Source organism: Nitrospirota bacterium (assembly GCA_016235245.1).
Classification (GTDB): domain Bacteria; phylum Nitrospirota; class Thermodesulfovibrionia; order Thermodesulfovibrionales; family UBA6898; genus UBA6898.
Map to the genome: position 1 here is coordinate 89,742 of JACRLO010000020.1, position 20,594 is coordinate 110,335.

Genomic DNA, 20,594 nt, shown 5'->3' on the forward strand with positions numbered 1-20,594 from the left:
TTTACCGTCACTTCCTCAGAATTTCCGGAACAGGCATGAGCGAGCCGGACGGGAAATGTTCGAAAGAAAACGGGTAATCCTGAAACGCAGTGTTGCGGTCCGCCATGGATGGGTGGCGGGTATAGCGCGCCTCAGTGAAAAGACAAAGGTCAGTAAGCTTCAATGAAGAGACCAGGCGATTTTCGCGCTCCAATCGGGGCCCGGCTGCCTTTCTCCCGGCCGCGGCGTGCATCATAAGAGCAACCGCTATTGCCGCCTGGACGACAACCACAACAACATAAACCATAGACCTTCTCATCAACTCAGCTGCGCCATATTCAGATTGGAACCATTTTACCACAAATAGCACATAACATTATTTATGATTATTGGTATGCAGCCCTGCGCTGCCCCCTCAGCCATTCCTTCACTTCATCGACTTTGAGAGGGGACAATATTAATCTGCTATTGAAAAAACTGATAAGAAACAAAAACAATTTGACTTTCTCAACATTATGCTGTAAATTTCTGAATATGGACGCGTTACGCAGAATCTCATGGAGGGATGCAATGAGGGCGTGTAAGAGTTTAATTGCAGGTCTGCTGGTGGCTATGTTTTCTTTCTCAGTAATAGCTCCTGTTTCTGCCCAGAGCATAGCCGTTCTGGGCGAGGTCAGGGCAAACGGCAAGGTATCCATAGAATCAACCAGCGGCCAGTGGCTGTCAGCCCCTGCAACCTATCCCCTGCTGCAGAACACAGGCATCAGGACCGATGACGGGACTGCCTCCCTCTACCTTAAAGAGGGCTCAAGGATCGACCTTTCAAAGGATTCTCTTGCCCTTATAGACGGCAGCAGCAGCAATTATGCGATTCATATGAGCAATGGCACATTGGCCTTTAATGTGGCTCCGGGAGCATCCCTGTCCGTGCAGACAACATCAACAACCATCTCGGTAAACAGGAAGAGTTCTCTCGTTCAGAAAGTGAGCCTTGAAAAATCAGGGCGGGTTCTGGGTGTCATTTCGGCAACCGATAAGGGGACAGAGGTCAGATGCATTTCCGGACGCGTTGCGATCGAAGTCACCCCTGCCGAGACAAAACTTCTTTCCTCCGGAGAGAGCATTTTTGTTGATGCAAACAGCACCTATAAAGTCTACCATACCCAGGCCCTGGCCTCTGAAGAAGAGAAAAGCGGCCCAGACCCGGGGTCTTCCAGGGGAAAGCTCACGGCCGCAATTATCGGCGGAGTTTTCCTGACGACCGCCGGGATTATATCATTCGACGTCTGGAGAGGCAGCAACAGAAAGCTTGCAAGCCCGTCGTCACCCTAAATTAATACATCCCGTAACAGTATCTTGCAATACATGAAAAGCATAATTTCCCGAGTTGCGTTTTTTTTCCTTGCGGCCGCATTCTTTGCCGGATGCGGAGGCTCTCCTGCAGTTAAAACTCCATCACCGGAAACAGCCATGGCATCTTCCAAAAAAACGGATAAGCTCAATGAAGCCCTCATGATGTCAGCGATCACCCAGCAGACTCCCTTGGAGGAGAGCTATCTGATAGGACCTGAAGACCTTCTCGATATTGAAGCGTATAATGTCGAGGAACTGAAAAAGACGGTCAGGGTCAACTCTCAGGGTGATATAGCCCTGCCCCTTGTCGGCATTCTCACTATCAAAGGGCTGACGACTGCCGAGGCCGAAAAGCTTATCGCCAAAAGGCTCGACAAATACGTACAGGAGACCGTAGTAACGGTCTTTGTTAAGGAATACAAAAGCCAGAGGATTTCGGTCATCGGCGCGGTCAAAAGGTCTCAGGTCTTTGCCATTACCGGTCAGCGATATCTTCTTGACATGCTGTTGATGGCAGAGGGACTGGCTGCCGAAGCCGGCAGCATCTGTTATGTCGTCAGGCCGACGCTCAAGACAAACACGGGCAGCAAGGCAGAGACCATAGTCATAGACCTTGATGAACTTGTCATGAGAGGCAATTTCAGCCTGAATATCCCCGTCTTTGCGGGGGATATCATTAATGTGCCGAAGGGCGGCGTCTTCTTTGTTGATGGAGAGGTGAGAACTCCCGGCGTATATACGATGAAGGGAAAAACAACACTTGTCCAGGCCATTAGCATGGCTCAGGGCGTGGGGCCGAACGCGTCGACCGACGACGTGCGGATCTTTCGGGACAATGGCAAAGGTGAGAGGGAGATCATCGTAGCCAATTACGATGACATCACGAGCGGCAGCAAGCCGGACACGATAATCGCTGAAAATGATATCATTATTGTGGCTGCAAGCGGCACAAAAACCTTTTTTAACAACTTCGTCAGAACGATCAGGGGCGCGGTCAGCTTCGGCGGCGCAAGTATGGGATTCTAGAAACTATGGCAGACGACAGAACAAATTCTTCGCAGGAAGACAACAAAAGCAGGGCCCTGGAAAAAGTAAGCGAACACCCCCTCGTTCCCGGTTCCTATTATCCTTATGGCGAAGACGACGTCCATATCAGGGATTATCTCCAGATCATTCTCAGAAGAAAGTGGATCGTCATCACCTTCCTGCTGACGATCTTCACGACCGTAACGATCGGCACCTTTATGATGAAGCCGCAGTATAAGTCAACGGTCACCCTGAGGATTGACAAGGAAAACCCCAACATCCTCACCTTCAAGGATGTCTATGCGGTAGAACGGCCGGAAGAGGACTACTACCAGACCCAGTTCAAGGTCCTCAAATCGAGAAATCTTGCCAAACGAGTAATCCGGCAGATGAAGCTTGACGCAAACCCTGAGTTTTCAGGACAGAAAGCGGAACTCAAGGCTGCCTCCTTTCTCAAAAAGCCTGACAATCTGCTCAAGGAAGAAGGCATTGACTCAACCCTTGTAGACGGCTTTCTCAAAAGAGTAGAGGTCATCCCCCAGCAGAAGTCACGCCTCGTTAATGTCAGTTTTACCTCTTACAACCCGGAGCTTGCGGCAAAAGTGACCGATTCCATCGCCAAGTCCTTCATTGACCTGAACATCGAATCGAAGTTCGAGGCAACGCAGCAGGCACGCGAATGGCTCGAAAAACAGCTTGAGGCGATGAAGGCCAAGGTCGAACAGGCAGAGGAAAAGCTGAACGAGTATGCAGGGAAAAACGAGATCATCTTCCTTGAGACAAAGGTCGATGAAAAGGACGGCAAAAGCGGCGGCAGTGAAAACCTTGTCTCAAAAAAACTTGGTGCGCTCTCCACCGAGATGATCACGGCAACGTCCGAGCGGATACAAAAAGAAGCGATTTATAACGAAGTAAAATCCGGCGATGCCGAGGCCAGCCCCATCGTGCTTAACAATGCCCTGGTCATGGCCATGCGGAAAGATTACGCTGCCCTCGAATCAGACTACAATCAGAACCTCAAGACCTACAAGCCCGACTATCCCAAGATGGTAAAGCTCAAGGAACTGATGGACCAGGTAAAGAAGCGGCTGGATACCGAGACCAGGAGGGTCGTCTCGAGCATAAAGAAAGACTATGAGGCGGCAGTCAAACGCGAGGCATATCTCAAGTCAGCCTTTGAAAAGCAGAAGCAGGAAGCACTTGACCTCAATAACCGCTCTGTCCAGTATCAGATCCTGAAGCGCGAGGCTGATACGAACAAGGAACTCTACCATGGTCTGCTGCAGCGGCTGAAAGAGACCGGCATATCGGCAAGCCTCACCTCAAGCAACATACAGATCCTTGATCGCGCTGAGGTCCCGAAAGGTCCTTTCACCCCCAAGAAAGGCAGGAACCTTCTGCTTGCTCTGATCATCGGCCTGTTCGGGGGGATCGGACTTGCCTTCTTTACTGAATATCTGGATAACACGATCAAAACACCCGAAGATATCGAAAAGAAAATGTACATGCCTTCGCTCGGCCTTGTGCCGCTCTACGCCCCGGAGAAAATATCCCTGAAGTCCGGCAGAGGAAAAGATAAGGTCACCGCGAAACAGCAACAGACCAAGGCTTCGCCCGTCGAATACATAAGCCATTCTGACAGCAAGAGCCAGCTGAGCGAGGCGTACTCGTCCATCAGGACATTTCTCCTTTTCTCTACGGCAGGAAAACCGCCGAAGGTAATGATGGTCACCAGCGCACGGAGGGAGGAAGGAAAGACAACGACGGCGATCAATACAGCCATCAGCCTTACCAAGTCGGACGCAAAAGTGGTAATCCTTGACGCTGACATGCGCAGACCAAGACTCCATAAGGTCTTCAAGATGAGCAATACGACGGGGCTGTCGTCCTATCTTTCCGGAAACGATGAGTTCGGCGATGCCCTGGTGAAGCATACAGACATCCCGAACCTCGATGTCATAACATCAGGCCCTTTGCCGCCTAATCCTGCAGAACTGCTCGGTTCCTACCGGCTGAGGGAACTGATTGACGGCCTGTACCCGCTTTACAATTATATCATCTTCGATACGCCGCCCATTCTCGGGCTTGCTGATGCCGCGGTAGCAAGCACACAGACAGACGGCGTAATCATGGTCGTACGGTCTGGTCTGACCCCAAAAGATGCTGCGGTGCAGGCAAAAAAGATACTCGAAAGCGTCAATGCAAAGGTCCTGGGTGTTGTACTGAATGCCATCAACGAGCCGAACATGAAATACGGCTATTACTCCTACTACCAGTATTACTACCAGAATTATACGAGTGATGAAAAATAGCCAATCCGGCAGGGGAGGAGCTGCCCCGGCAGCGCTTATCTCTGTCGTTGCGCTTGTCCTTTTCATCGCATCTCTCCTGCCCCTTGCCACCAGGGTCCTTGGCTGGTATCACTTCAGGGAACAGGACGAAAACGCCCTCCGCTCGGCAATCCGCTGGGACAACGGAAACGCATCGTATCACTATATGCTCGGCAAGTACTACCACCTGAGCCTGGAGAACCCTGATATGCCGAAGGCTATCGAAGCGTATCAGGAATCCCTCAGGCGCAGCCCTCTTCAGCCTGGCGTCTGGATCGACCTTTCAAAGGCGTACCAGCTGAACAATCAGCAGACAGAGGCTGAGCATGCTCTCGAGAGGGCGGTCAGACTGAACCCCAACAACCCCCCGCTCCTGTGGGAAGCGGGGACGTTCTATCTCATGAACAACATGACCGAAAAGGCTGTGGCTGTACTCAGGCAGTATCTTCTCCTTGACCCTGCGATGCAGTCAATGGTCTATGACCTCTGCTGGAAGCTCAAGCTTGAAAACAGTTTTATTATCGCCAATATTGTTCCGCAGTCATACCGGTATCAGGCAGGGTATCTGTCATACCTGATCTCTGCGAAAAAGGCTGCAGAATCGGCAGATGCATGGAAAACGCTTGATCCAGGCAGCATCGAAAAGAAGGATTTTATGGCCTATACGAACTTTCTGATCCAGCAGGACCTGTATGGTCAGGCAGAGTCTGTCTGGAACGAGGTCACGGCAAAGATCGAGGGCATGCATGGACGCGAAGCGAACTCCCTTCTCTGGAATCACGGATTTGAAAACGAACCCCTCAACGGTGGATTTGACTGGAAGATAACCGAGGTCCAGGGGGTAAATGTCTTTATCGATGATTCGGTCAAGATGACCGGCACCCGTTCCCTGGGAGTTTCGTTCGACGGGCAGAATAATCCGGACGTCACAATTGCACAGCAGGTGGTGCCGATCGTTGCCGGCACCTATTACTCGCTGCGGACCTACATAAAAACTGACGGCATCACCACGAAAAACGGGGTATTTATTCAGGTACAGGGGCACCACTGCGCTCAAAAGCTTGACAACAAAATCGAGGGAACGGCATGGATAGACGGGATAATCCTGAAACCACAAACAGCCAATCAGACGAGCAGTTCCAAAAAGCATACCAGGTAATCTCCCTGTCATACAGGGGGGATGAACCTGAACGCCTGTACCGCGAGGCGATCAACTGCTTTGACACCCTCATTGAGATCTCTCAGGGCAATGAGACAATAAGGGAATTTGCACACCGGCATAGCATCGACATGAAATATCTTGTCGACGGCGCCAGCTTCGTCATCTCCAAAATGCACTTTAACCATGAAAATAACTTCTACGTCACCCTCGGTCTGCCGCAGCATGCAACACCGGAAGAATTGAGCAGAAGATGGAAAAAGTTCATGCTCCTCTATCATCCGGACAAGCAGGTCGGCAACGAAGAATGGGTATCAGAGCGGGCAAAGAAGGTCAATGAGGCATATACGGCGCTGAAGGACGAAGCAAAGCGGGCGGAATACGACCGCAGGCTCAATGAGCAGATGCTGAGCCGGAAATTCTCACCGGCGAATGCACACGGGATCTTTCCTCATCTGCAGCCGTCAAGGACGGCCGGCCGGCGGCGCAGGCATGAGGGTTCTTCTGCGGCGTGGAACAGCATCCGTCCCTACATGCCAAAGATCCTGTTTGCACTCTATGCCCTCACTGCCTTGATCGTCTTCGGATTCATATACAACCAGAATAAGTCGTCGCACCTTGAAGCGGAACTTGCCCCGGAAGCGGCCAGAGCAGGAAGCGGTGAGGGAAAATCGAAAGCTGCCGTTCAGGAACATGCTCAGGAACACTCGCCTGCGGCTCCTGTTGAACGGAGTAATGATCCAGTCCCTCCGGCCCAGGAAACAAAAAACCGTTCAGCCGCTGCTTCACCTCTTCAGACAATACGGCATTGGTTCAAACCAAATGGACCGAAGCAGGCTGAAGAAAAAGTCAGGACTGACACCAGAGCCGACAGACAGACCGCAGCCGCAAAAAAAGAAGACAGGCCCCAGGATAACACAACCCCTCAGCAGCTTCCGCTCAGGCCTGCAAACGCAGAGCAGCCCCAAAGAGAAACCCCTCAGCAGCTGCATGCCGACATCCAGAAGGCCCCGGCTGAATCTGCCGAGCCGGTCAGACCGTTGCAGGAAGCCAGACGGCAGACAGCCGCAGAGCCTAAGACGGAGCAGATCACAAAAGAAGAGGTTGAGGAATTTATGCAGAGATATATCGGTGTATATACAAAAAACGATCTGAACGCCTTTCTGGCGCTCTTCTCCCGCTCTGCCGTAGAAAACAATACCCTGACCTATAACGAGATGCGCAGCGCCTATAAAGCGACTTTCAGCGAGAAGATCAATAACTATAAGATCAGCAATATGGATATCCGGACAGATGGCCAGACCACAACCGTGTCCGGCACCTATACGATTAACCGGTACATCTCTGCCGAAGACCGTTGGGCACGATACAGCGGAAAAATCGTATGGAAACTGATCAGGGAAAACTCCCAGCTGAGGATCATCAGCATAAATTATGATAAGTAATATGCTGGCAGTCATCATTGTGCTTGCAACGCTCCTGTTCGGGGCAGTTGAGGTCTGGTCCGCCGCAGCCGTAATAAGTCTCGTCTTTGCCACAGGCCTTTTCTGGTCCTTCACGAATCGGAAAAATAAGGGGAATCTGCCTGAAAACACCGGGAGATTGTTTCTCGTGGCGCTCATGTTCTGCGGCTATATCGGTCTTCAGCTCGTTCCCCTTCCTGCAGCAGTAGTCAGTATTATCTCCCCTGCCACGGCAGGCACGAGGGACTTCTACCGCGTCTCCGACATGGCATTCATACCGCTCAGTTTTGACCCTTACCTGACCTTACATGAACTTCTCAGGGCAGCCGCGTTTTTCGTGGTGTTCTTCATCTCTTCGATCGTCTTCAGGGACAGAGAAAACCTGACAAAGATGATCGTCACGCTGATTGTCTTTGGCTTCTGCCTCGCAGTCTTTGGGATTGTGCAGAAGGCGACCTGGAACGATAAGATCTACTGGATCCGGCAGCTGACAGCCGGCGGCTCTCCCTTTGGCCCTTTTGTAAACAGAAACCATTTTGCCGGGTTCATCGGCATGCTCATCCCTCTCGGGCTCGGCTATACCCTGACCCGGGAAAACCGGGAGAAGTTCATCTTCTTCGGCTTTCTGACAGTCATCATGACCGTATCGCTTATCGCTGCCCTCTCGCGGGGCGGCATCATCAGCTTCTTTTCGAGCATGGCGCTCTTCAGTCTGCTCGTTGTAATTACACGAGTGCGGACACGCTCTCTCTGGGCGATCTCCGTTTTTCTGATCATCGTTGCCGCATACGTTGTGTACATCGGCATCGACCCAATCATAAATCGTTTCTATGCAACCGATATCACGAAAGATCAGCGTCTTATTGTCTGGCAATCTACCCTTGCCGCAGGCAGGGACTTCTGGTTCACCGGTACGGGGTTGGGCACGTTTATCGATATGTTCCACCTTTATTCTCCTGCCTCCGTTCAGAGCATCATTGACCATGCGCATAATGACTATCTCGAATTTATGCTCGAAACCGGAACGATCGGCATGGCGCTGCTCCTGACCTTTGCCGGCTTTCTCCTCTATTCCTTTGCAAAAGCGGATTTTCAGGGGAAGCGGGGTCTGATACGGATCGCCGTGATTGCCTCAGTTTTTTCTATGATGATGCACAGCATCGTTGATTTCAACCTCCATATCCTTTCGAACATGCTGCTGTTTGCTGTCGTGCTCGGCATGCTCTCGTCTCTCAGCATAACCTCAGGAGAGAAATACCATAGAAGAAAATCGAAGGGCACGGAGGCAAAGGGCAATGGACTGCAGGACAACGACAGGGAACAGGCAGCAGGCGACAGAACACAGGAGGGATTGCTTGACCATGGTGCAGAGGACTGGGAAAAGGAGCTAACGCAAAAATAATGCATGCACGGGCGATTCGACAGGTGCCTATCCGTTATTTCGATCAGAACAATGTTCCGGGTTACGCCGTTGCGCTTCTGCGCCTCTGCCTGCTTCTGTTTCTCGTGCTGTCTGCAATGGCCGTTTCCTGCGCTGCAGAAACTTCGACGTCAGCAGGACCGACCCTCAAAAAAGCTGTGTTTCGTAAACCATCGGGAGCAGCCCAAGACCTGTCGGGAGAAAAGGCCGGAGAGACCTTCCTTGTTGAGGTGATTCGAGATAAGGAGGGCCTGAGAAAGGGGCTTTCCTCCAGAGATGGCATGCCGGAGGAGCAGGGCATGCTCTTTGTGCTTGAAGCCTCAGAGGATCACGTATTCTGGATGAAAGGCATGCGGATCCCGCTTGACATCATCTTTATGGGAAAGGATAAGCAGATCACCGAGATCCTCGAAAACCTCCAACCCTGCAGACAGTGCCCCTTATATTTTCCCAGAAAGCGGCCGTCCTACGCTCTTGAACTTAATGCGGGCATGGCCCGGAAACAGGGTCTGTCCGTCGGCGACACCATGGTCATTGAAGAATGAAATGATTGATATCCACTGTCATATACTGCCTGCCATTGATGACGGCTCTCCTGACATGGAGGCGACCATGAAGATGCTCGAGATTGCAGCCGGAGACGGTATCGGTCATATTGTGGCCTCACCCCACTTCAGTCGGGGAGAGGGCCCCTCTTTTCTGAATATCCTGGCTAACCTCAGGGCAGTTCAGGATGAAGCAGCAAGACACGGCAGCCCGGTCAGACTGTACAGCGGAGCGGATGTCAGGCTCACCTACGAGCTGTTCGAAGCCATGGAAAAGAGGGAACTGCCGACGATCAACGATTCACGGTATTTTCTGCTCGAACTTCCTGACCTCATCCCTCCGCATCTTGATGATTTCATCTTTGAATCAAAGATCAAGGGGTACGTCCCGATCATCACGCACCCCGAGCGCAACTACAGTCTGCTTTCCGTATTCGAAAAAGCCGATACTCTCAGGGAATCCGGCGCATTGTTTCAGCTGACTGCCATGAGTATTACCGGCGATTTCGGCAGGCATATCAGAAAGTTCTCGCTGCACCTGCTCAAAAAGGGATATGTGGATTTTGTGGCCACAGACGCCCACGGCACAGAAGGGAGAGTCCCTGTTCTTTCCCGCGCCTACCGCGAAGTAACCGATATCCTTGACGCGGACGAGGCCCTGAGGATGTTCACCGCCAACCCGGGGGCTGTTCTCCAAAACAGAGAGCTGCCTTGAACTGGTATGCCATATATACCAAACCGCAGTGTGAAGAGTCCGTATCACTGATGCTCAGAAATGCCGGGCTTCAGGTGCTCAGCCCGAAGATCCGCATCAGGAAATATCGCCAGGGCAGGTATGAACAGGTCATTGAAGCCCTGTTTAAGAATTACATCTTCGCCTGTTTCGACAGCGATACCCACCATCACATGATCCGCTACACCCGGGGCGTCAAATACATCGTCGGCAAAGACCATCCTATTGTTGTGCCAAAGGAAATCATCGACGCCATGCAGCAGCAGATGGAAGACGACATCATAACGCCTGCGCTGGAGAGCCTGATAAAAGGCGACCGCGTCGTCATACGGGAAGGCCCCTTTGCGAGCTTCTACGGTATCTTTCAGCATCCTGTGCCGGGCAGAGACAGGGTTGTCATCCTCCTTGAAGCCCTCAACTCACGCCTTGAAGTCGAGGAAGTATCGCTCAGAAAGGCATAGATATTACAGGAGACTGTGTTATTATTTTTATCTCTACTCGTGCTTGTAAGGAGTTTTTATGTCTACGATACTCGTCACCGGCGCTGCCGGCTTCATCGGTTTTCATCTTTCCCGGAGACTGCTCGAACGGGGAGACCAGGTTGTAGGCCTGGACAACCTCAACGACTACTACGACGTCAACCTCAAGCTCAGCCGGCTCAAGCAGATTGCCATGAACCCTGACTTCAAGCCTGTGCGCATTGATCTTGCAGACAGAGACGCCATGAAGAGGCTTTTCGAAGAGGAGAAGTTCGATGTCGTGGTGAACCTTGCGGCCCAGGCAGGCGTGCGCTACTCCCTCATCAACCCGCATTCGTATGTGGACACCAACCTGAGCGGCTTCTGCAACATCCTTGAGGGATGCAGACACGGCAGCGTGAAGCATCTCGTCTTTGCCTCATCGAGTTCGGTGTACGGCGCAAACACGAAGATGCCTTTTTCCGTGCATGACAACGTGGACCATCCTGTCTCGCTCTATGCAGCCACAAAAAAGGCGAACGAGCTGATGGCCCATACCTATGCCAGCCTCTTTAAGATACCCTGCACCGGCCTGCGGTTTTTTACGGTCTACGGGCCGTGGGGACGGCCTGACATGGCGCTCTTCCTTTTTACCAGGGCGATAATCGAGGGCAGACCGATCGATGTCTTCAATTACGGAAAGATGCAGCGCGACTTTACCTACATAGACGATATTGTCGAGGGAATTGTCAGGGTCATGGACAGGGTACCTGCACCGGACCCTGAGTGGTCAGGAGATAAACCTGACTCTGCCACCAGTTATGCCCCGTACAAGCTCTACAATATCGGCAACAACAACCCGGTCGAACTCATGCACTACATAGAAGTGCTTGAAACCTGCCTCGGTAGGAAGGCGGAGAAAAATCTTCTTCCGATGCAGGCAGGTGACGTTCCGGCCACCTATGCAGATGTCAACGATCTGATCAATGACGTCGGGTTCAAGCCCTCCACCTCGATAGAAGAAGGCATAAGGAAATTTGTCGAGTGGTATCAATGGTATTACAAAAGCTGAGCGCCGGGACAGGCAGAGGGCTGAAACCCCAACCTGCCTTGCCTGGCAACTAAACCATGTTCACCCAAAAACCTGATACGAAAACAAGGGTCAGTGACTTCATAGTGCAGCGGCTGCCAATAGCGCTCCTTTTCCTGGGCATCGCCTCAATCGGACTCATTGCCGCAGTAGACCATATCAGCAGAAGCATGCGGCAGGCTTATCTCTATACCGACGTTGTCCATGAGATGGAGATCGAACTGAGCAAGGCCCATCTCGCACTGGAAGAGGACCTGCGGGGCATAGGAGGTCAGGACATCGCCCTGGTATGGCAGGGCATTGACCGGACAGAGGCGATGGCCTCGGCAGTGCTTCACGGAGGGGTGTCACTCCACGGTCATACGATCAAACCCCTGCCTGATGGCAGCTTCAGGGATGATATGGAAAACCTCCGATCCCTGGTAGTAAGGTTCAGAGAACTGGCACGGAATGTGTACAAAGACAAGTCCCTGTCTGAGATAAACAGCATGGACCGCGTATACCATCAATTTCTTGTAAAGGCATTCATTCTTGACGAACAGCTTGAGGAACTTCAGGCCATAGATGAGCAGCGATCGAAAAAACTGATCATTCTCATTCTTATTGCGTGGACCACAATTATCAGCGCTGCCGTAGCCGGGCTCTGGTACAGGGAACGGCTGAACAGGCGTATGCAGGCTGCAATCCTTAATGCGAAACACCAATGGGAGCACACCTTTGACGTTATTCCCGACCTGATCGCGGTCATCGATAAAGACCACAGGATCGTCCGCGCCAACAGGGCAATGGCAGAGAAGGTGGGCCTTGAGCTGAAGGACATCCTCGGGAAAAAATGTTATGAGCTGTTCCATAAGACATCCGCCCCGATCGAATCCTGTCCCCATGCATTCCTGTTGCATGACATGCAGGGACACGCAGCAGAGATCTACGAAAAGGAATTTGACGCATACTTTCTCGTAACCGTCTCACCCCTGATCGACGATTCCGGGACCTTTATCGGGTCTGTCCATGTTGCCAGGGACATCACCGCGCAGAAGAAGAATGCAGAGGAACTCCTGAACTACCGCAACAGACTTGAGAAACTGGTAGATCAGCGCACCAATGAACTTGCAAAGACCAATGAGAAACTCAGCCGGGAGATTATCGGACATGAGCAGACCGCAGAAGCACTGCGCCAAAGTGAGGGCAGGTTCAGGCAGCTTTCTCAGCAATTCAACGTACTCCTTGATGAGATACCTGACAGCCTGATTGTCCTGTCGCCTGACCTGAAGGTCAAGTGGGCGAATAAAAGCGCACTTCAGGCGCTCATGCCTGCGGCAGATCAGGGCTCCGGACATTGCTATACGCTCTGGCATGATCAGGACAGACCCTGTGACGACTGTCCTGTGCTGAAAAGTATTCAGTCAGGGAATCCGGAAACAAGCCAGATAACAACGCCTGACGGCAGACTCTGGGCAGTGCGTTCCTATCCGATAAAAAACGAGAAGGGCGAAGTCGAGAGTGTCATGGAACTGAGCACCGATATCACCGAAAAAAAGAGTATCCAGGCAGAGCAGATGAGGGCAAACCATCTCGCATCGATCGGCGAGCTGGCAGCCGGCGTTGCCCGTGAGATCAATAACCCGATCAACGGCATCATCAACTATGCCCAGATTATTGTCAACAGCACTGACCCTGAGGCCAGACAATACGATATTGCAAAGAGGATTATCAAAGAGGGCGAGCGGATTTCGTTCATTGTGACAAGCCTGCTCTCCTTTGCCCGCGAGCGGAAAGAAGAGAAAATACCGGTATCGGTCCATCAGGTCCTCTCCGATGCCCTTGCCCTGACCGAGGTGCAGCTGAAGAAAAGCGGCATTGATCTGAGGCTGGATATAGGCGCGCAGGTCCCTCTCATAAAGGTCCATGCGCAGCAGATACAGCAGGTCTTCCTGAACATCATCAATAACGCCAGATACGCGCTCAGAGAAAAGTATCCCCAGACTGACCCTGACAAGATTATTCTCATAACAGCAGGGGAATCGGTAATCAACGGAGAACACCTTGTGCAGATCGTTTTCGAAGACCACGGCATTGGCATCCCCAGCCCTAATATCGATAAGGTGATGAACCCCTTTTATACGACAAAGCCGGTCGGCATCGGCACCGGACTCGGCCTGAGCATAAGCCACGGGATCATCGTTGACCATGGCGGCAGGTTGTCTGTCGAGAGCGAGGAAGGCGCCTATACCCGTATTATCGTATCCCTGCCGGCATATAAGGAACCCGTATGAAACAGAAAATATTGATCATTGACGACGAAGAGAGCCTGCGGTACACCTTTGCGGCGTTTCTGACAGACGAAGGATACGAGGTTGCTTCTGCAGAGACCTTCGATGCAGGCATTACGCACCTCGCGGAAGAAAGTGTTGATCTTATCTTTGCAGATATCCTTCTGGGGGACAAGACAGGGATCGACCTCCTGCGGGAGATCAGGACAAGAAACCTCACCTGCCCGGTCGTTATGGTGACCGGTTCGCCGAATTTTGAGACCGCTTCCGAGGCGCTGCGCCTGGGCGCCTTCGACTATCTGGCAAAGCCCGTAACACAGAAGGCCCTGCTTCATACTGCGGCCCTGGCGCTGAAGCAGAAAGCACTTCTTGACGAAAACGAGCGTATCAGGACCAACCTTGAGGCGGTATTCAGGAGCGTCAGGGACGGCATTATCACGGTAGACTCTGGCATGCTGGTCATTGAGATGAATAACGCTGCCCAGGCCATCTGCGGCTATTCCCGCAACAGCGCGCAGGGGCAGCCGATAGCATCTCTGCCGACCGGCTGCATGAAGAAATGCCTTGAAGCGCTGACAAAGACCATACAGGAAAAGAAGACGGTTGAACTCTTTCGCATCGACTGCCGCCACAAAGACAGGCCTGGACAGGTGGTCAACGTCGCGACCTCTCCCCTGATCGGGCCTCACCATGAATTTTCAGGCGCCGTCATGGTGCTCAGTGATGAAACCCGCATTGCAGACCTTGAATCCGACATGGGACAGCGCAAGCAGTTCCATGGCATGATCGGAAAGAGCGAGCAGATGCAGAATATCTACAGCCTTGTGGAGCAGGTTGCCGACTTCCCGACTACCGTGCTGATCAGGGGTGAAAGCGGCACAGGCAAGGAGCTTGTTGCCGAGGCGCTCCACTACCGGGGGACACGAAGCGCAAAGTCCCTGATCAGGGTCAACTGCGCATCGCTGCCTGAAAACCTTCTTGAGAGCGAACTCTTCGGCCATGTAAAGGGTGCATTTACCGGCGCAATCAGCGACAGGGCAGGCAGGTTCGAGCTTGCGGACAAGGGAACGATCTTCCTCGACGAGATCGGAGACATGCCGCTGTCTGTCCAGGTGCGTCTGCTCAGGGTCCTCCAGGAAAGGGAGTTCGAACGGGTCGGCAGTGCAGCACCGATCAAGGTAGATGTCAGGGTAATCGCTGCTACCAACAATAATCTGCTCGAAAAAATACAGAAGGGTGAGTTCAGGGAAGATCTCTATTACCGCCTGAAGGTGGTCGAGATGGCCATCCCTCCGCTGAGGCAGAGAAAAGAGGACATCCCGCTTCTTACAGCACATTTTATCCGGCGTTTCAGCAGGAAGTTCAGCAAAGACATACGGGATGTTTCTGCTGCAGTGATGGACCTGTTTATGCACCATAACTGGCCCGGCAATATCCGTGAACTTGAGCATGTCCTTGAGCATGCCTGTATCCTCTGCAGGGACGGCATCATAACAGCCGAATGTCTGCCAAAGGATTTTATCGGGCAGGGACGGAATATTGAAAGCAGCCCTGATCAGGCCGGCGAAAAAGAAAAGATCATACAGGCGCTCAGGAAGGCCGGAGGAAACAAGGCAAAGGCCGCCCGCCTTTTAGGCATCAGCAGAAGAACCATGTACCGCAAAATTGAAGACCTCCAGATTCCTGACACTGAGCCCTAACCTGCCATAACACCCAAGGCAAAGACACATAAGTGTGCCGCGCACTACTGTGTCATGGCACATATTTAGTTTCATCACCCCTGCGTCAGTCTGCCCTCCTCTAATTTCAACCCGTTGTTTTTAAATCATAAAAATCCATAGTCTTGCCAAATGAACTTTTCTTAATTTCGGGCACACTAATTGTTATTACTTTATTGCGATGCAGAATAATAATGAATTAAAAGATGGCAATAAATCTGGTACGCAGGGCCTGACAAGGTTTATTGCCATGGTGAGATGCCCTTATCTTTTGCATCCCTTTTCTGACTGTTACTGTTCGCAGATGAACAGCCAGATGACCGAAAAAGCAGTTAAATTTTGCGGTGGTGACTTCAAGGATTGTGATGTCTATCAAAATCATCTCACACAGGAGATTCAGCCTGCCTGATGCATGGGCCGGGCTCTTTAAAAAAGAGGAAATAAGGACTATGAAACGTATTGTAATCTTGTTGTCCCTGATCGCAGCGCTGACCGTGCCGGCGTTTGGAGCAGACGCTCCGATGACTGAGGAGCAGAAAACACTCTATGCCATTGGATTGAGTGTGGCAAAATCGCTTGTTCCCTTCAGCCTCACCCCTGCTGAACTCGAATTTGTGAAACAGGGTCTGACCGATGCTATTACGGGCAGCAAACCGGGCATCGAGCTGAGCGCCTACAATACCAGGATACAGGAAATGGCGCGTGCCCGCCGCAAGGTCCAGGGCGAAAAACTGGAACCGGAGAATAAGGCCGCCCTGGAGAAGGTAGCGGCTGAAAAAGGCGCCGTAAAGACCGCCTCCGGCCTGGTCTATCTGTCACTCAGGGAAGGGACCGGAACAGGTCCGATGGCGGCTGACACAGTCAGGGCCAACTATCGCGGCACGCTCCCTGACGGCAGGGAGTTCGACAGTTCCGCCAAACGCGGCAAGCCCCTTGAGTTCAAGCTGGAGAGCGTCATAAAGTGCTGGTCAGAAGGCCTGCAGATGATGAAGCCGGGCGGCAAGGCAATAATAGCCTGCCCTGCAGCACTCGCCTATGGCGACATCGGCGCAGGAGACCTGATTCTCCCCGGCGCCACATTAACGTTCGAAATCGAGCTGCTTGAGGTGAAGAAATAGTGATAGCTGCGAATCAAACATTGGGTGATCAGCTCTCAGCTTTCAGCTGTCAGTTGTCAGCTTTCTCACGCATTACTCATTACGCATTACTCATTACGGCAGTTCTCTTCCTGCTTCTAACGCCTGCTGCCTCTGCCGATACCAGGACCTATCAGCGCTCTGTCGAAAAATATGCGGTACCTGATGTCACCCTGATCAACCAGGACGGCAACAAGGTCCGCTTCAAAAACTTCCTCTCAGAAGACAAACCGGTTGTCGTTGACTTTATTTTCGGCACCTGCACCACCATCTGCCCGGTACTGTCGGCCGGCTATGCCAGCCTGCAGCAGAAACTGGGAGGGGGGTCGGAAAAAGTCCATCTTGTCTCCATATCGATCGATCCTGAAAATGACAAGCCCGCTGTGCTTAAGGACTACCTGAAGCGCTATCGCTCAAAGCCGGGATGGGACTTTCTGACCGGGTCGCGCAAAGATATCGAAAGGGTCATGAAGGCCTTCAATGCCAATATCCCGGATAAGATGTCACACTATGCGCTCACCTTTATCCGCATGCCGAAGGAAGAGAGCTGGATCAGGATCAACGGCATGATGAGCACCTCGGAGTTCCTTGCCGAGAGCCAGAAGGCAGGCATACGATGATGACGACCGCTGTCAGCTCCAGGCTATCAGCCCGTAATTTTTGGCGTCTGACTGTTTTACTGTTTACTCACTGCTCAGTAATCATCACGGCAGTTATCGTGCTGCCGTTTACTGCACAGGCGGCTGATACGAAGAACTCACTCCTTGCCGGTATGGATCAGGCAGAGATCCTGAGGCTCGGCCAGCGCATATACCGTGAGGGCATCCTGCCTGACGGCAAGCCCCTTCCCGGCTTTGTGAGCGGTGATGTGCCTGTGGACGGGACAGCATTTACCTGCGTCAGCTGCCATCTCAGAAGCGGTCTCGGCTCGTTTGAAGGGAACGTCGTAACACCGCCGACCAACGGCCGCATTCTCTATCAGCCCCGCGAACCGTTTATCAAGGGATCGGAGTTCGTGCCCTACATACATAATTATGCTGTTTATCTGCCGGTCCGTCCTGCCTATACCTATGAAACGCTCGCTGCGCTGATCAGCACCGGCTACGACCCTACCGGCCGCTCTATGGTAGGCGTGATGCCGAGATACGACCTGAGCAGCCGCGATATGGCGATCCTGATTTCCTATCTTGAGACGCTCTCGGACAAGCCGTCACCGGGAGTCGCCAAAGAAGAGATCAAATTTGCAGCCGTAATTGCCGAGGGCGCTGATCCAACCGCGGTGAGGTCCATGCTTACCCCTATCGAGTTTGGCATTGAAAGAAAAAACAGCCTTGCCCTTGCGGCAAAAAAGGATTCCCGGGTCTCCCGCATGTCCTATAACATGTCAGGGAATCTGACCTATATGCAGTTTACCCTTTCACGCTGGATATTGAAGGGGCCTTCAACCACTTGGCGGAAGCAGCTTGAGGACTACTATAAGGCAGAGCCGGTCTTTGCCCTCCTTGGCGGCATCACCAATGGCGACTGGGAGCCTGTCCACCGATTCTGCGAGGATAACGGGATTCCCGATCTCTTTCCCATTGTCGATTATCCGGTCATTTCGCAAAAAGACTGGTATACCCTCTACCCCTCGCGCGGTATTCAGCAGGAGGGAGAATCTGCAGCCGGGTACATCCACGGCATGTATGAGCTCTTCAAGGGCCGTCCGATCGTCCAGATCATCAGGGCTGACCACAGGGCAGAGGCCCTTGCTGCAGGATTCCGCAGCACCTGGCAGCAGACAGGCCATGCTCCGGCAAAAGAGATCATGGTCGCAAAGGGAGAGAAACTCACGGCTGAAAAACTTCAGCAGATCGTCTCGGAGGAGAAGCCTGCCGTCCTGCTCATATGGGATGATGAATCTTTTCTGCCGGCCCTCAGCAGCCTGGCCGGAAAGCCGGACAGTCCCGGACTGGTCATCGCATCGGCGCCGTATCTCGGCAAGGCCCTCTGGAGCGTCCCGGAGGAACTGAGGACAATGCTCTATATGACCTATCCCTACCGGCTGCCGCAGGACGATGCCCGCTATGACAAGACGGTAAAAAGAATATTGGCCGGCAAGGCGCTCGAGATATTTGACCCGGTCGTTATCAGGCAGTCTTATGTCACCAACGAGGTCCTGGGCAAGGCGTTGCTGGATATGCGCGGGGAATACTACCGTGACTTTCTGCTCGATACGATCGGCATGATGGCTGACCAGTATTTCCCGCTCTATGAGCGTGTCAGCTTCGGCCCCGGTCAGCGCTATGCCTCAAAAGGCTGCTTTATTGTACAGCTCGGCAAGGGCAAGGTCCCGCAGCTTGAACGCCGCAGTGAATGGGTGGCGCAATGAGCTCCCCGTTGTCAGCCATCAGCGCTCAGCTATCGGCTATCAGTCTGCTCATGGCCATAACCCTCCTGCTGGTGCTGACAGCGGCTGAAGCGGCACAGGGGCAGCAGACGCCTGAGAAGGTCTATGTCGTAAACGATTACCGATACATACCGACCAGCGCCTCGGATGACAAGGACACAGGGCTTTCCCTCTGCGGGACCCGCTGCAATGCCCTTACCACTGACTATCTGAATATCACTGAAGTGGGAGGCTGGCAGCTGATGAAGGGTGTGGTGAACAGGGAACTGACCTTGGAACTCAACAGCCCCTTTCTCAAAGGGCAGTGCATATGCATAGGCGATGAATATGAGGTGAGGATCGATGACCGCTATGGTGAAGATAGAAGGCGGCCGCCGAGGCAGAAATGATCCGGGGCCGGAAGAATGAAAATATCGCAGTATTACACAAGGAGGTGTAAGGTTATGAAAAAACTGTTGGCAGTAGTATCAGGAATGTTGCTGGTAGGTTTCCTGCTCGCAACAGTAATGGCAGGCAGCACTATACCGAATCAGGGCAGCGTTCAGCAGGGCTCAGCTGAGCAGACTGCTGTTTCTCAGACCCAGATAGATACGGTCAGTAAACGTGAGGAAGCAAGAAAACAGCGCGACAAGAAGTTGAAAATACGGGCCAAAAATGTCCAGAACGGCACAAATACAGGCAACCAGCTTCAAGTGCCTTCGAAGTAGTATGTGCAACAAGGCGTACATGATTGGCACCACGTTAGCAGACGCAGACAACGAATCATATTTGGAATTTGAGAACCAGTATAATGGAGGGAGTTATGCGTAATCGATCATTCAATTCAATTTTAGTTGCAGTTCTGTCTGTGCTGATCCTTCTTTCGGATGGGCTCGCAGAGGCCTATCTCAGTACAGACTACAGTTATTATACGGCCCCAGGGCAATTTGTAATCGGCCCGGGCGTTCTTCCGGACTATCTGACAACCCCCAACTGGGCCTTTTCACCGCCCCTTACGAAATTTATTGACCCTCTGCCGAATCTCTGTGATCCGAAAACAGCTGTTGACCACTGTGTTGGCGGCAAAAGGATCCCGATTGCCGTGCCGGATAAGGTCACATATCCCGGCTCTGACTATTATGAGATCGAACTGCAACAGTACACAGAAGTAATGCATTCTGAACTGCCTGCTACTACATTGCGCGGCTATGTTCAGACAAACCCAGGCACAAATACTACGAGCTGCAATGTCCCTGTTGCATTACCCCTTGTCAGCGGAGACTGCACCGTAGCTGACAACACTATAACCCCTGGAGGTATTCACTTCCTCGGCCCGATCATCATTGCAACAAAGGGCCGGCCAGTGCGGGTGCTCTTCAAAAACAAAATCAATCCCGGTGGGGGAGATGGCGACCTCTTCCTCCCGGTAGATGACACTGTCATGGGCGCAGGCCCTTACAAAATCAATTTCGATCCTGCTGCCAAATACGATCCCCTGGTAACGCCAGTCCCTCCAACGTTTTCCCCATCAAAAGAGGGATTTTTT

The 20,594-nt window shown here is 52.4% G+C and carries 18 protein-coding genes; 17 read left to right on the forward strand and 1 reads right to left on the reverse strand.

Annotated elements, in window-relative coordinates; translation table 11 throughout:
• Positions 1–7: 7 nt before the first annotated feature.
• On the reverse strand, positions 8–286 hold the full coding sequence (locus tag HZB31_09795) for a hypothetical protein (GenBank protein MBI5848221.1): 279 nt from the start codon (positions 284–286) through the stop codon (positions 8–10).
• 299 nt (positions 287–585) lie between these two features.
• Here HZB31_09795 and HZB31_09800 point away from each other — a divergent pair, with 299 nt between their 5' ends.
• The 17 genes from HZB31_09800 to HZB31_09880 all read left to right on the forward strand — a co-directional run bounded on the left by HZB31_09800 (position 586) and on the right by HZB31_09880 (position 19,776).
• Entirely contained in the window at positions 586–1,311 is a 726-nt protein-coding gene (locus HZB31_09800) for a FecR domain-containing protein (protein ID MBI5848222.1), read from the forward strand.
• Positions 1,312–1,344: 33 nt separating this feature from the next.
• The gene (locus HZB31_09805; GenBank protein ID MBI5848223.1) at positions 1,345–2,358 is read left to right on the forward strand and encodes a polysaccharide biosynthesis/export family protein; all 1,014 of its coding nucleotides are present in this window, start codon (positions 1,345–1,347) and stop codon (positions 2,356–2,358) included.
• Positions 2,359–2,363: 5 nt separating this feature from the next.
• Complete coding sequence (locus HZB31_09810; GenBank protein ID MBI5848224.1) at positions 2,364–4,670, forward strand: polysaccharide biosynthesis tyrosine autokinase; 2,307 nt, start codon at positions 2,364–2,366, stop codon at positions 4,668–4,670.
• Positions 4,660–5,847: a hypothetical protein gene (locus tag HZB31_09815; protein MBI5848225.1), complete on the forward strand. Its 1,188-nt coding sequence runs from the start codon at positions 4,660–4,662 to the stop codon at positions 5,845–5,847. The genes HZB31_09810 and HZB31_09815 overlap by 11 nt, the downstream gene beginning before the upstream one ends.
• Entirely contained in the window at positions 5,775–7,292 is a 1,518-nt protein-coding gene (locus tag HZB31_09820) for a DnaJ domain-containing protein (GenBank protein MBI5848226.1), read from the forward strand. The genes HZB31_09815 and HZB31_09820 overlap by 73 nt, the downstream gene beginning before the upstream one ends.
• Positions 7,282–8,712: an O-antigen ligase family protein gene (locus HZB31_09825; GenBank protein MBI5848227.1), complete on the forward strand. Its 1,431-nt coding sequence runs from the start codon at positions 7,282–7,284 to the stop codon at positions 8,710–8,712. Before HZB31_09820 ends, HZB31_09825 begins: the two co-directional genes overlap by 11 nt.
• The gene (locus HZB31_09830) at positions 8,712–9,275 is read left to right on the forward strand and encodes a DUF192 domain-containing protein (protein ID MBI5848228.1); all 564 of its coding nucleotides are present in this window, start codon (positions 8,712–8,714) and stop codon (positions 9,273–9,275) included. The genes HZB31_09825 and HZB31_09830 overlap by 1 nt, the downstream gene beginning before the upstream one ends.
• 1 nt (position 9,276) lies before the next feature.
• Positions 9,277–9,990 carry a capsular biosynthesis protein gene (locus HZB31_09835; GenBank protein ID MBI5848229.1) on the forward strand — a complete coding sequence of 238 codons (714 nt, stop codon included), beginning with the start codon at positions 9,277–9,279 and terminating at the stop codon, positions 9,988–9,990.
• Entirely contained in the window at positions 9,987–10,469 is a 483-nt protein-coding gene (locus HZB31_09840) for a hypothetical protein (GenBank protein MBI5848230.1), read from the forward strand. Before HZB31_09835 ends, HZB31_09840 begins: the two co-directional genes overlap by 4 nt.
• A 58-nt stretch (positions 10,470–10,527) precedes the next feature.
• The gene (locus HZB31_09845) at positions 10,528–11,538 is read left to right on the forward strand and encodes an NAD-dependent epimerase (protein ID MBI5848231.1); all 1,011 of its coding nucleotides are present in this window, start codon (positions 10,528–10,530) and stop codon (positions 11,536–11,538) included.
• A 56-nt stretch (positions 11,539–11,594) separates the two neighbouring features.
• Positions 11,595–13,829 (forward strand): PAS domain-containing protein, encoded by a 2,235-nt coding sequence (locus HZB31_09850; GenBank protein ID MBI5848232.1) that lies wholly within the window; start codon positions 11,595–11,597, stop codon positions 13,827–13,829.
• Positions 13,826–15,526 carry a sigma 54-interacting transcriptional regulator gene (locus HZB31_09855; GenBank protein ID MBI5848233.1) on the forward strand — a complete coding sequence of 567 codons (1,701 nt, stop codon included), beginning with the start codon at positions 13,826–13,828 and terminating at the stop codon, positions 15,524–15,526. The genes HZB31_09850 and HZB31_09855 overlap by 4 nt, the downstream gene beginning before the upstream one ends.
• 467 nt (positions 15,527–15,993) lie before the next feature.
• On the forward strand, positions 15,994–16,662 hold the full coding sequence (locus HZB31_09860; protein ID MBI5848234.1) for an FKBP-type peptidyl-prolyl cis-trans isomerase: 669 nt from the start codon (positions 15,994–15,996) through the stop codon (positions 16,660–16,662).
• 71 nt (positions 16,663–16,733) lie between these two features.
• Complete coding sequence (locus HZB31_09865; GenBank protein ID MBI5848235.1) at positions 16,734–17,300, forward strand: SCO family protein; 567 nt, start codon at positions 16,734–16,736, stop codon at positions 17,298–17,300.
• On the forward strand, positions 17,297–19,051 hold the full coding sequence (locus HZB31_09870; GenBank protein MBI5848236.1) for an amino acid ABC transporter substrate-binding protein: 1,755 nt from the start codon (positions 17,297–17,299) through the stop codon (positions 19,049–19,051). The genes HZB31_09865 and HZB31_09870 overlap by 4 nt, the downstream gene beginning before the upstream one ends.
• The gene (locus tag HZB31_09875) at positions 19,048–19,458 is read left to right on the forward strand and encodes a hypothetical protein (GenBank protein MBI5848237.1); all 411 of its coding nucleotides are present in this window, start codon (positions 19,048–19,050) and stop codon (positions 19,456–19,458) included. Before HZB31_09870 ends, HZB31_09875 begins: the two co-directional genes overlap by 4 nt.
• A gap of 54 nt (positions 19,459–19,512) precedes the next feature.
• Positions 19,513–19,776: a hypothetical protein gene (locus HZB31_09880; protein MBI5848238.1), complete on the forward strand. Its 264-nt coding sequence runs from the start codon at positions 19,513–19,515 to the stop codon at positions 19,774–19,776.
• Positions 19,777–20,594: the final 818 nt, after the last annotated feature.